The following is a 12549-nucleotide window of genomic DNA, read 5'->3' on the forward strand; positions in this document are numbered from 1 at the left end:
GGCGGAGTTTTGACAATCCAAATTAACTCAAGTTAATTTCGGAAAATCCGAATTTTTAGCGTTTCATGCCATGTCCTCGCCCCTGAAGATCCAGCACCTGCGCCAGTTCCTGCTGGCGGCCGACCACGGCAGCTTCCGCCTTGCGGCCGAAGGCACCTTCCGTTCGCAGGCGGCCGTGTCGGCCGCCATGCAGGACCTGGAGCAGCAACTGGGCGCGCCCTTGTTCGAGCCCGGCAAGCGCGCGCAGCTCACGCCCCTGGGCCTGGCCGTGGCGCCGCTGTTCCGCGAGCTGTTGTCCACCCACGACCGGGTGCTGGACGCGGCGCGCCAGTTCGGCCTGGGCAGCCAGGGGCCGGTGTCGCTGGCGGTGATGCCGTCGCTGGCCGATGAATGGCTGCCGCGCCTGCTGGAACGCTATGCGCGCAGCCACCCAGCGATCCGCATCCGCGCCATCGACGAGTCCTCGCAGGACGTGCACCGGCTGGTGCTGAGCGGCGAGGTCCAGGTCGGCGTGGCGGGCCAGGTGCCGCGCACCGCCGAGGTGGCGTTCGCGCCGGTGGCGCGCGACGCCTTCGGCCTGGTGTGCCGCAAGAGCCATCCGCTGGCGCGGCGGCGCGGGCCGGTGCCCTGGTCGGCGCTGGCCGGCGAACGCCTCATCGGCAATGCCACCTTCGACACGCTGAAGAACCGGCAGCTGGGCGAGGCCATCGAAGACCCCTTCATGGTGGTGTCGAACCGGGCCTCGCTGCTGGCCAGCGTGGTCAGCGGCCTGGGCGTGACGGTGCTGCCGGTGCTGGCGCGGCCGGCGGCCGCGACCGGGCTGGCCTTCGTGCCTTTGGCCGAGCCCACGGTCGAGCGCATCGTCGGCGTGTTGACCCGCAAGGAAGAAACGCTGCTGCCGTCGGTGGCGGCCATGCATGAGCTGGCCTTGCGTTCACTGGCCCAGTTCACCCGCCGCAAGGGCGCGATCCTGGTGTAGCGGCGCGCAGGGGCCCCGCCCTAGACGCCGCAGGCGTAGATCATGAACTGGCGGAAAGCCTCGGCCGGCTTGGCCAGGCGCGCCTGCGGATGCCACAAGAGGCCGGCTTCCATGAGCGGCACGGCGTCGGTAATGGGCACGGCCTCGATCTTGCGGCCTTCCAGCGACCAGGGGCGGTAGACCATGTCGGACAGCATGGTGACGCCGAAGCCATGCGCCACCAGCCCGCGCAATGCTTCCATCGAGCGGGTGCGGAACGCGATGTCGGGCTGCAGGCCGTGGGCGCGCCAATAGGCCAGGGCGGAGCGTTCGCCTTCGTCCATTTCCAGCAGGATGTAGGGGTAGCCGGCGATATCGGTCAGCGACGGCGCCGCGGCCTGCGTCAGCGGATGGCCGGATGCCGTCCACAGCTGCCGCCGCGATCGCACCAGCACCTGATGCCCGAAGCGCTCGCGCTTTTCCACGTTGGACAGCAGCGCCACGCCCAGCTCGACCTCGCCGCTGGCCACCGCGGCTTCGATGTCGGGCCGGTCCATGTCGACCAGGTCCAGCTCCACGTCGGGATAGCGCCGCCGGAAGCGCGCCAGCAGGTCGGGCAGGAAGTAGCCCAGCACGGTGTAGGACGCCGCGATCCGCACCGCGCCGCGCAGCGCATAGCGCTGGAAGCCCGGTTCGCGTAGCGCATCGTCCAGGGAATCGAGCACGTCGCGCGCGCGCTGGTGGAAGTTGTGCCCTTCCGGCGTCAGGGTGACGCCATGCGGATGGCGGTCGAACAGGCGCACGCCCAGCTGCGCCTCCAGCGCCAGGACGGCATTGGTGACCGCGGATTGCGAGACGTGCTCGTCGGCCGCGGCCATGGAGAACCGGCCGGTCCGGGCGGCCGCGGCGAAATACCGCAGCTGGCGCAGGGTGACGTCATTAGCCATCTGTTTATCGAATAGCTGATACCTGAATATATGAATATACGATATCTAGCACGCTTCCTACACTGCGGCAAAACACCAGAACCGGAACGCAGGAGACAAGCGTGGACACCCCCCTATCCGCAGGCGCGGCCGAGACCCATGGCCTGACGCTGGACGACAAATACACCCGGACCCACGGGCGCATCTACCTGAGCGGCACCCAGGCCCTGGTGCGGCTGCCGCTGCTGCAGAAGCAGCGCGACCTGCAGGCGGGTCTGAACACCGGCGGCTATATCTCGGGCTATCGCGGCTCGCCGCTGGGCGGGCTGGACCAGGCCCTGTGGAAGGCCAAGCGCCACCTGCAGGCCAGCGACGTGGTGTTCCAGCCGGGCGTGAACGAGGACCTGGCCGCCACGGCGGTATGGGGTTCGCAGCAGCTCAACCTGTTCCCGGGGGCGGCGCGCGACGGGGTGTTCGGCATGTGGTACGGCAAGGGGCCGGGCGTGGACCGCTCGGTCGACGTGCTCAAGCACGCCAATTCCGCCGGCAGTTCGGCGCACGGCGGCGTGCTGATGCTGGCGGGCGACGACCACGCCGCCAAGTCCTCGTCGGTGGCGCACCAGTCCGAGCACGTGCTGATCGCCAGCGGCATCCCGGTGCTGTATCCGTCCAATGTGCAGGAGTACCTGGACTACGGCCTGCACGGCTGGGCCATGAGCCGCTACACCGGGCTGTGGGTGGCGATGAAATGCGTGACCGACGTGGTCGAGTCCAGCGCTTCGGTGGAGGTGGATCCGGACCGCGTGCAGGTGGTGCTGCCCGAGGATGCGCTGCCGGAAGGCGGCCTGAACATCCGCTGGCCCGATTCGCCCCTGGCGCAGGAGGCGCGCCTGCTGGACCACAAGTGGTACGCGGCGCTGGCCTATGTGCGCGCCAACAAGCTGAACCGCGTGGTGCTGGATTCGCCGCAGGCGCATTTCGGCATCATGACTGCGGGCAAAGCCTATCTGGACGTGCGCCAGGCGCTCAACGACCTGGGTTTGGACGAGGCCGCCTGTCGCGAGGCCGGCATCCGCGTGCTGAAGGTGGGTTGCATCTGGCCGCTGGACGCGCAGGACGCGCGCGAATTCGCCACGGGTCTGAAAGAGATTCTGGTGGTGGAGGAAAAGCGCCAGATCCTGGAATACGCGCTGAAGGAAGAGCTCTACAACTGGCGCGACGACGTGCGGCCGCGCGTCTACGGCAAGTTCGACGAACGCGACAACGGCGGCGGCGAATGGTCCACGCCGCGCGGCGGCTGGCTGCTGCCCGCGCGCCATGAACTGTCGCCGGCGCTGATCGCGCGCGCCATCGCCGCGCGCCTGGAGAAAGCCGAACTGTCCGGCGCGCTGCGGGCGCGCATCGCGGCGCGGCTGGCGGTGATCGACGCCAAGGAGCGCGAGGCCGCCCGGCCCACGCTGGTGGAGGAACGCAAGCCCTGGTTCTGTTCGGGCTGTCCGCACAACACCTCCACCCGCGTGCCGGAAGGCTCGCGCGCGGTGGCCGGCATAGGCTGCCACTACATGGCGATGTGGATGGACCGCAAGACCGACACCTTCAGCCAGATGGGGGGCGAGGGCGTGGCCTGGCTGGGCCAGAAGGACTTCACGTCCGAGCGCCACATCTTCGCCAATCTGGGCGACGGCACCTATTTCCATTCGGGCCTGCTGGCGATACGCGCCGCCGTGGCGGCGCGCGCCAGCATCACCTACAAGATCCTCTACAACGACGCGGTCGCGATGACCGGCGGACAACCGGTGGACGGCGTGTTGACCGTGCCGCAGATCGCCGCGCAGATGCAGGCCGAAGGCGTGGTCAAGACCGTGGTGGTGACCGACGAGCCCGAAAAGTACGCCGGCGCCGCCGCGCTGCCGCAAGCCGTGGAAGTGCACCACCGCAAGTCGCTCGATGACGTGCAGCGAGCCTTGCGCGACATCGCGGGCACCACGGTGCTGATCTACGACCAGACCTGCGCCACCGAGAAGCGCCGCCGCCGCAAGCGCGGCGAGTTTCCCGATCCGCCGCGCCGCGCCTTCATCAACGAGGCGGTATGCGAGGGCTGCGGCGATTGCTCGGTGCAATCCAACTGCCTGTCCGTCGAGCCGCTGGACACGCCCTTGGGCACCAAGCGCCGCATCAACCAGTCGTCCTGCAACAAGGACTTTTCCTGCGTCGAGGGCTTCTGTCCCAGCTTCGTCACGGCCGAAGGCGCGACCCTGCGCAAGCCCGGCATGGCCCGCAACACGCCTGCGCTACCCGAGCCGCCGCAGCCCGTTGCAGCGGCCATCGGCGAGCTTGCGGCCTATCGCGTGGTGATCGCGGGCGTGGGGGGCACGGGCGTCGTGACCATAGGCGCGCTGCTGGGCGCGGCCGCGCACATCGAAGGCAAGGGCGTCACGGTGCTGGACATGGCCGGCCTGGCGCAGAAGGGCGGCGCCGTGCTCAGCCACGTGCAGCTGGCCAACCGCCCCGAAGACCTGCACGCCACGCGCGTGGCGCTGGGCGAGGCGGACCTGGTCATAGGCTGCGACGCCCTGGTGTCGGCTTCGCCCGAGGTGCTGTCGCGCTTGCGGCCGGACCATGGCCGCGCGGTGGTGAACAGCACGGCGGCGCCGACCGCCGCCTTCCTGTCGCAGCCCGGCTGGCGCTTTCCCGGCGCGCAGGCCGAGGCCGCGCTGGCGCGCAGCACCGGCGGGCACTGCGATTTCATCGAAGCCGGGCCGCTGGCCGAGGCCTTGCTGGGCGACGGCATCTACGCCAATCCCTTGCTGCTGGGCTATGCCTGGCAGTGCGGCGGCCTGCCCTTGTCGCGCGACAGCCTGCGGCGCGCGATCGAACTAAATGGCGTGTCCGTCGAGAAGAACCTGGCCGCCTTCGAACTGGGCCGCCAGGCCGCATATCACGGCGCGGATGCGCTCAAGCCCGCGCCGCAGGCCCGGGTGGTGGCGATGCCGGAGTCCCTGGACGGTCATATCAAGCGGCTGGCGGACCATGTGCGCGCCTATCAGGACGAGGCCTACGCGGCACGGTTCAAGGCCGCGGTCGACGCCGTGCGCGTGCGCGAGGCCAGCCTGCCGGATCCGCAGCGCTTCGAGGTCACGCTCGCGGTGGCGCGCAACCTTGCCAAGCTCATGACCTACAAGGACGAATACGAAGTGGCCCGCCTGTACGTGGACCCGCCCTTCAAGGCCCGGCTGCGCGAACAGTTCGAAGGCGAGCCGGGACGCGACTACCAGCTGCGCTACCACCTGGCGCCGCCCGCGCTGGCGCGCCGCGACGCGCGCGACCGCCTGCGCAAGCGCGTCTATGGTCCGTGGATGGCGCTGGCGTTCCGCGCCCTGGCGCCCATGAAGCGGCTGCGCGGCACCTGGCTGGACCTGTTCGGCAAGACCGCCGAGCGCCGCATGGAGCGGCAGCTGGCCGCCGATTACCTGGCGCTGGCGGAGGAATTCTCGCGGACCCTGGACGCGGCCAATCGCGACGCGGCGCTGGAGTTGGCCGCGCTGCCGGATGCGATCCGCGGCTATGGCCACGTGAAGGAGCAGAGCGTGGAGCGGGCACGTCAACAGCAGGCTGCGCTGTGGCAGCGCTACCGGACGCCCGCCAGGGAGGAACTTGCCGCCTGAGGCGCGCTCGGGCGTTTCCCACAGGGCGGCCGGCGGCCGCCCTTTTTCTTTCTGCGCCGGCCATTAGGGATTCCCCGCCGCTTTGCGCCGGCCGAAGCCATGCTTAAGCAATTCTCAATAGGCATGCGCCAGGGCTTGAGTCAGAGTTCCTGTTCATGAAAACGGCCGCCAGACGCCGTTGCCAGCCGTGCAGCCAGGCGCGGCGGCCGTCATGCCCGCACACAGAAGATTGCCTGCCTTTGCACGCCAGCGGCGAACCCGGGAGACACCGGGCGCCAGCTGATCGGCCGTTGCCGTCCGGCACCGGTCCCTGTTGGATCGAGGAGACAACAATGAGCAAGAGTTGGAAAACGCTGTTGGGCGCGGTGGCGGTAATGGCGGGAGGCTGGGCCCATGCGGCCGACGCGCCGCCCGACATCAAGCTGATGCAGCTGTCCGTGGGCAAGATCGAGCTGGACAAGGGCTTCATGACCGCCATGGTGGACGTGGGCACCAAGATCAAGATTCCCGTGCCGGCCTACGTGATCCAGCATCCCCGCGGACTGGTGCTGTTCGACACCGGCATGAACCAGGCCACGGCCGACGGCAACTGCGCCAATTACTGGGGGCAGGGCCTGTGCGGCGCGTTCAATTCCATCCAGGGGCGCGACGAAGTGGTGGACCGCCAGCTCAAGGCCGCCGGCTTTGACGTTAACGACGTGAAGTACGTGGTCTATTCGCACTTCCACCTGGACCACGCCGGCAATATCAAGATGTTCCCCAAGGCGCGCCACGTGGTGCAGAAGGCGGAGCTGCGCGCCGCCTGGTGGCCCGAGAAGTTCCAGCGCGCGGCCTATGTCATGAAGGACTTCGACACCACGCGCGACTACGACTTCATCCAGGTCGAAGGCGACTTCGACCTGTTCGGCGACGGCAGCATCGTGCTGCTGGACACCAAGGGCCACACGCAAGGCCACCAGTCGCTGCAGGTCAAGCTGAAGAACACCGGCACGGTGCTGCTGGCGGCGGATGCCATCTACACGGGCGAGAACGAGGCGGGCGTGATTCCGGGCATTACCTGGAACACGGCGGCGTCGATGCTGGCCATCGACCGCCTCAAGCAGATCCGCGACGCGCGCCAGGGCCAGCTCTGGTACAGCCACGACGCGGAACAGCACGCGCAGAACGCCAAGACCAAAGTCTTCGACTGAGGACAGCGCCATGCAGCCGGTAGTCGCCTTGCATGAGGTCTGCAAGTCGTTCGGGCCGCGGCAGGTCCTGCACTCCCTGAGCCTCACGGTGGGGCCGGGCGAGATCGTGGGCCTGCTGGGGCCGAACGGCAGCGGCAAGACCACCACCTTGCGCCTGATGGCAGGCTTTTACGCGCCCGACAGCGGCCGCATCACGATCCGCGGCCGCCAGCCGGCCGCGGGGCGCGGCAATGCCGATATCGGCTATCTGCCCGAACGCGCGCCGCTGTACGACGCGCTGACGGTATCGCAGTACCTGGAGTTCGTCGCCGGCGTCAAAGTCGCGGGCGGCGCTGGCGCCCGGCGCCAGGCGATCGAACGCGCCATCGACGGCTTTGACCTGCAGGGTGTGGCGCGTTCAGTCATCGGCCGGCTGTCCAAGGGCCAGCGCCAGCGCGTCGGCCTGGCGCAGGCCGTGTTGAACGATCCGCCGGTGCTGCTGCTGGACGAGGCCACCAATGGCCTGGATCCGGTGCAGATCGTCGAGGCGCGCGCCATGATCCGGCGCTGCGCGGCGGGGCGGGCGGTGGTGTTCAGCAGCCATCTGATGCAGGAAGTTGAAGCCTTGTGCACGCGCATCGCCATCCTGCGCCAGGGGCGGCTGGTGGAAGACGCTGCGCTGGGCGAGACGCCGGCCGCGCTGCAGCTTAGTTTGACGCTGCCGCAGGCGCGGCATGGGGCCCTGCGCGCCGCCTTGTGCGCCTGTCCGGGCGTCAAGGGCGTCGATGCCGAGGCGGTCGACGCGATGCACAGCAAATGGCGCATAGGCTGGGACCGCCGCGAAGGTGGCGAGGCGACTTGCGACGCGGTGCTGCGCATCGTGCTGGCCCATGCCGAATTGCGCGCCGTGCTGTCCATGCACGATGCGGTCGAAGCCCGCCTGCTGGCCGCGCTGGCGCCCAACGACGCGCCGTTGCGGAGGCGCGCATGAAAGGTTTTCTGGCTTTGTACCGCAAGGAACTGCGCACCGACTTCGGCTCGCCCGTGGCGCTGGTGGTGGTGGCGGTGTTCTGGGCGCTGTCGGGCTATCTGTTCAGTTTCAACCTGTTCTTCGTCAGCACGGGGCAGATGGTGACCGCCTTCCACAACATGACCATCCTGCTGATCCTGGTGATGCCGCTGGTCAGCATGCGGGCCTTCGCCGAGGAAGCCCGGCAGGGCACGCTGGAACTGCTGCTGACCTTGCCCCTGCCGGATGTCACGCTGGTGGCGGCCAAGTACGCGGCCGGCCTGACCGTGCTGGCGCTGATGCTGGCGGGAACCGCTTCCGCGGTGCTGCCGCTGGCCTGGTACGGACAGCCGGACTACGGGCCCATCGCCGGCGGCTACATCGGGGTGTTCCTGTATGGCGCGCTGTTCCTGGCCATCGGTATCGCCATGTCAAGCGCCTGCACCAACCAGATCGTGGCGGCCAGCGCCACCTGGGGCGTGCTGGTGCTGTTGTGGTTCATAGACTACCCCGCGGCGCTGGACGCCTTTCCGGCGCTGTCGCCGTTCTTCCAGGCGCTGTCGCTGTCGGCGCAGCATGTGGACTTCATACGCGGCGTGCTGCCCGGTCCTGCCACGGTCACGCTGGCCAGCCTGACGCTGCTGGCGCTGATGGTGGCGGCCGTCAATCTCAAGCGCTGGAGGCTGCGATGAACCGCCAGGCCGCGCGCCGCGCCGGGCGGCGCCTGGGGCTGTGGCTGCCCGTGATGGCGGTGGCGGCGCTGCTGCTGGCTCTCAATCTGTGGGCGTCGCGCCACCTGGGGCGGTTGGACCTGACCGCGCAGCGCCTCTACAGTTTGGCGCCCGAGAGCATCGAGGCGGCGCGCCAGATCGGTTCGCCAGTGGAGGTGACCTGGTTCTATGACCTGCGCAACAAGAGCATGGTCGACGCGCTGGAGCTGCTGCGCCAGTACGAGCGCGCCAATCCGCTGATCCAGGTGCGCGGCGTGGATCCGGCGCTGCGTCCGGCCGAGGCGCGCGAGGCCGGCATCCAATTCGCCGGCAGCGCGGTGCTGGCGTCCGGCGAGCGCCGCATGACCATCAACGGCGGCACCGAGACCGATTTCACCAATGCGCTGATCCGCATCAGCCAGCGCGGCGCGCAGACGGTCTGCTTCACGCAGGGCCATCGTGAGGCCGCGCTCGACAGCCTGACTTCGCTGGACGATCTGGAAGAGCACGATGGCGATGAAAATCTGGTCGCCCGGGTCGAGGTGCATGAGCAGCACGGCATGGCGATGGCGCGCAACGCCCTGCGCACATTGGGCTTCGCCACTCGCGGCGTGAACGCGGGCAGCCTGGCGCAGGCGCTGCCGCAATGCGTGGTGCTGGTGGCAGCCGGTCCGCGCGCGCCGTTCGGCCAGGACGATGCGCAGGCGCTGCGCGCCTGGACCGGCGCGGGCGGCAAGACCTTGCTGCTGTTGGAGCCGGATGCGCCCCATGGCCTGGATGGACTGCTGGGCGATTTCGGCATCGCGCGAGCGCCGGGCGCACTGTCGGACCCGGCCAGCCACTACCGCAACGATCCCGGCAGTCCGGCCGTCAGCGACTACACGCGCCACAAGATGACGCGCGGGCTGCCCCTGAGTTTCTTCCCCGGCGCGGCGGGCCTGGAACCTGCGGGCGACAGCCTGCCCCGCGGCGTGGTGGTGACGCCGCTGGCGCAAACCTCCGACCAGGCGCAACTGCCCGGCCGGCCCGCAATGCGCTACGCGCTGATGGCTCTGGCGACGCGCAACGCGCAGGCCGCGGGCGACGAGGGCGCGGCGCTGCCCATGCTGCTGGTGGCGGGAGACAGCGATTTCGCGACCAATCGGCATTTCGCCACGCTGGGCAACGGCGCGCTGTTCACCAACGCGGTATCGCTGCTGGCGGGCGAGGACGCGTTGCTGACGATCCGGCCGCGCCACTATGAAAACCGCCGCGTGGAACTGAGCAACCGCCAGATGCGCGCGGTCTTCTGGACCAGCACCGTGGCTTTGCCCTTGCTGGCGTTGATGGCCGGGCTGCTGCTGTGGTGGAGGCGGCGTTGAACGGCGCGCGCGCCGGCTGGGCGATTTTGCTGGCAGCAGGCGTGGGCCTGTCGCTGTGGCAGTGGCACGATGCCGCCGGTTCGCCGGAACGCCACGGCGGCCATACCCATCTGCATGACGATGCCGGCAAACCGGCGCGGCTCTATGCCTGGGATGCGGCCGAGGCGGCGCAGGTGGTCCTGGCCACGCCCGCGGCCACGCTGAGGCTGCAGCGGAGCGGGGAAGGCTGGGCCTCGACGCCGCCCGGGGCGGGCGCGAGCTTCGATGCCGGAGCGTTCTTGGCGCTGTTCTCGCAAGCGCGCAGCGATCGCACGCTGGCGCCCCAGTCGGACCAGCCCTATGGGCTGGCGCCGCCGCAATTGCGCATCGACGTGCGCGATGCCGCTGGCGCCACGCTCGCGAGCCTGGACGTGGGCGCGCTTGCCCCGGATGGACTAGGCCGTTATGTGCAGGTGCCGGGCGAGCAGGCGATAAGAATCGTCCCCGACTACCAGACCCGCGCGCCGCTGGCGGCGATGGCGCCGAAGCGGCCTTGAGGCAACGGCACTCTATCGGCCGCGAAGCCGGGCTTGCACAAAGATAAATAGGCGCTGAATAGGCGCATACCTATACTTCAAAACCATTAACGGGCGGGTTGCGATGGTGCCGAAAGGCGCTTGCGCAATCCGCCGAATAAGCGCCTTCCGGGCTGCCGCGCGATGCACTGCGGGCGGACGCGGCAAGGTTGATAACGAGACTAGGGCGCGCCGCGCGCGCCAGGGCGACGGCCCGCACAGCCAGGCTTGCGATTGACGTTGCAGGGGCAACGCATCCGCGGGCGGGGACGGTGCACAGCGCTTAGGGAGAAAACGCTTGAGTTTGGATCTACTGCCTCTCGCCCTGGTGGACGGCGTGGCGTACGCCAGTCTGCTGTTCCTGGTATCAATGGGGTTAACCCTCGTGTTCGGCGTGATGGGCATCCTGAACGTCGCCCATGGCGCCTTCTATGCGTTCGGAGGATATGCGGCGGTCAGCTTCGTCATGTTCCTGGCGCCCAAGACGGACTCTCCCTTGCTGCTCTTCGCGGCGCTGTTCGCCGCCGCCGTGGTGGTCGGCCTGGCGCTGGGCAGCATCATGGAATTCCTGTTGATCCGACGCGTCCAGAACTACGACCCCATCCTCAAGCTGCTGCTCACCTTCGGCGGCTTCCTGATGCTGGAAGACATCCAGCGCATGCTGTGGGGCGCGCAGCCCTACAGCGCCAGCGAGGTGGTCAACCGGCTGGGCAATATCGAGATCGGCGACATCACCTACACCACTTACCAGCTGGTGGTGGTGCCGGCGACGGCGCTGCTGGCCTATGTGTGCCTGGAGTTCTTCCTGCGCCACACCAAGCTTGGCAAGCAGACGGTGGCGACCACGCACAACCGCGAGGTGGCGACCTCCCTGGGTATCAATGCCAAGAAGATCGGCTACGTCACCTTCGTGATCGCCACGATGCTGGGCGCGCTGGGCGGCGCCATGGCCGCGCCGACCACGTCGCTGGTGCCGGGCGCGGGCACCGACATGACCGTGCTGTCGTTCGCGGTGGTCGCCACGGCCGGCCTGGGCCAGATCACGGGCGCGCTGATCGCCGCGCTGCTGATCGGCATCATCCGCGCCATCGCCGTGTATGCGGCGCCGGAACTGGAAGTGGCGGTGCCGTACATCATCATGGTGCTGGTGCTGATCATACGTCCGCATGGCCTGTTCACCGTGGCGCAAGCGAGGACGATCTGATGAAAGTGCCCGTTCTCAGCCTGCTGGCCGCGCTGGCCACGCTTGTTATCGGCTACTCCTATTCCTGGACCATCACGCCCATCGTCATCGGGCTGACCTACGCCATCGCGGCGCTGGGCGTATCGGTGATGGCCCGCGCGGGGCAGATTTCCTTCGGTCACGCCATGTATTCCTGCATCTCGGCGTATACGGTGGCCTTCCTGGCCCGCGCCGTGCCGGGGGCGGATGCGCTGACCCTGATCCTGGCCGGCGTGCTCGCCAGTTTTCTCGCGGCGGTGGTGATCGGCCTGTTCGTGGTGCGCTATCGCGGCATCTTCTTCGGCATGCTGAACCTGGCCCTCAGCATGGTGCTGTTCGCCTTGCTGGGCAAGCTCTACACCCTGACGGGCGGTTCGGACGGCCTGCGCATCGTGCGCCCGGCGATGGCCGGCTTCGTGATGGAACGGGAGTCGTTCGAGCGCGCGCTGCTGGTATTGACATTGGTCCTGTCGCTGGCGCTGGCCTGGTGGGTGCAGCGCTACTTCCGGTCCGGCAGCGGCCAGGCCCTGTCGGCGATCAAGACCAATGAGACGCGCCTGGAGTATCTGGGCTTCTCCGCCTACCTGATCATGTGGAAGGGCTATCTGCTGTCGGCCGTGGTGGTGGGATTCTCAGGCGCCATCCTGGCGCTGATGCAAGGGCTGGTCACGCCGGAGATCGGTTCCTGGCTGCGGTCCGGCGAGTTCGTCTTCATCACCATCCTGGGCGGGGCGGGCCATGCGGCGGGCGCGTTCCTGGGCGCGGTGGGCTTCGAATCCGTGAAGCTGATCTCGGCCGCCTACTTCCCGGGCCTGTGGCAGTTCCTGCTGGGCCTGACCCTGATCCTGGTGATCTTCATGTTCCCCACCGGCTTCGTCGGCCAGCTCATGAAGCGCGCCGCGGCGCAAAAGCGCGAGCAGAGCCGCGCGCGGACCCGCGCGGAATCCCCGGCCCGGATCCCGGTGAGGAATTGAA

The 12549-nt window shown here is 68.6% G+C and carries 10 protein-coding genes; 9 read left to right on the plus strand and 1 reads right to left on the minus strand.

Going from position 1 to position 12549, the window contains the following annotated elements; all coding sequences use genetic code 11:
* The first annotated feature begins 70 nt into the window (after window positions 1–70).
* Complete coding sequence (locus tag HWY37_RS03060) at window positions 71–979, plus strand: LysR family transcriptional regulator (RefSeq protein WP_176087838.1); 909 nt, start codon at window positions 71–73, stop codon at window positions 977–979.
* A 20-nt stretch (window positions 980–999) separates the two neighbouring features.
* Here the strand turns inward: HWY37_RS03060 and HWY37_RS03065 are convergent, their stop codons facing one another.
* Window positions 1000–1905, minus strand: a complete 906-nt coding sequence (locus tag HWY37_RS03065) for a LysR substrate-binding domain-containing protein (protein ID WP_175207578.1) — start codon at window positions 1903–1905, stop codon at window positions 1000–1002.
* 101 nt (window positions 1906–2006) lie between these two features.
* On the opposite strand from HWY37_RS03065, the gene HWY37_RS03070 reads away from it, so the two are divergent.
* From HWY37_RS03070 to HWY37_RS03105, 8 genes are all read left to right on the plus strand, one after another.
* Window positions 2007–5549, plus strand: a complete 3543-nt coding sequence (locus tag HWY37_RS03070; RefSeq protein WP_176087839.1) for an indolepyruvate ferredoxin oxidoreductase family protein — start codon at window positions 2007–2009, stop codon at window positions 5547–5549.
* A 332-nt stretch (window positions 5550–5881) separates the two neighbouring features.
* Window positions 5882–6739: an N-acyl homoserine lactonase family protein gene (locus HWY37_RS03075; RefSeq protein WP_175207576.1), complete on the plus strand. Its 858-nt coding sequence runs from the start codon at window positions 5882–5884 to the stop codon at window positions 6737–6739.
* Between the two features lie 10 nt (window positions 6740–6749).
* A complete protein-coding gene (locus tag HWY37_RS03080; RefSeq protein ID WP_175207575.1) occupies window positions 6750–7709 on the plus strand; it encodes an ABC transporter ATP-binding protein in 960 nt (319 codons plus the stop codon).
* The gene (locus tag HWY37_RS03085; protein WP_175207574.1) at window positions 7706–8419 is read left to right on the plus strand and encodes an ABC transporter permease; all 714 of its coding nucleotides are present in this window, start codon (window positions 7706–7708) and stop codon (window positions 8417–8419) included. The genes HWY37_RS03080 and HWY37_RS03085 overlap by 4 nt, the downstream gene beginning before the upstream one ends.
* Window positions 8416–9798 carry a GldG family protein gene (locus HWY37_RS03090; RefSeq protein ID WP_176087840.1) on the plus strand — a complete coding sequence of 461 codons (1383 nt, stop codon included), beginning with the start codon at window positions 8416–8418 and terminating at the stop codon, window positions 9796–9798. Before HWY37_RS03085 ends, HWY37_RS03090 begins: the two co-directional genes overlap by 4 nt.
* Before the next feature lie 26 nt (window positions 9799–9824).
* A complete protein-coding gene (locus HWY37_RS03095) occupies window positions 9825–10334 on the plus strand; it encodes a DUF4340 domain-containing protein (RefSeq protein WP_246302164.1) in 510 nt (169 codons plus the stop codon).
* A 316-nt stretch (window positions 10335–10650) separates the two neighbouring features.
* On the plus strand, window positions 10651–11556 hold the full coding sequence (locus tag HWY37_RS03100; RefSeq protein ID WP_176087841.1) for a branched-chain amino acid ABC transporter permease: 906 nt from the start codon (window positions 10651–10653) through the stop codon (window positions 11554–11556).
* The gene (locus HWY37_RS03105; protein WP_175207570.1) at window positions 11556–12548 is read left to right on the plus strand and encodes a branched-chain amino acid ABC transporter permease; all 993 of its coding nucleotides are present in this window, start codon (window positions 11556–11558) and stop codon (window positions 12546–12548) included. Before HWY37_RS03100 ends, HWY37_RS03105 begins: the two co-directional genes overlap by 1 nt.
* Window position 12549 lies beyond the last annotated feature (1 nt).

Source organism: Achromobacter anxifer (assembly GCF_903652925.1).
GTDB lineage: Bacteria > Pseudomonadota > Gammaproteobacteria > Burkholderiales > Burkholderiaceae_B > Achromobacter > Achromobacter anxifer.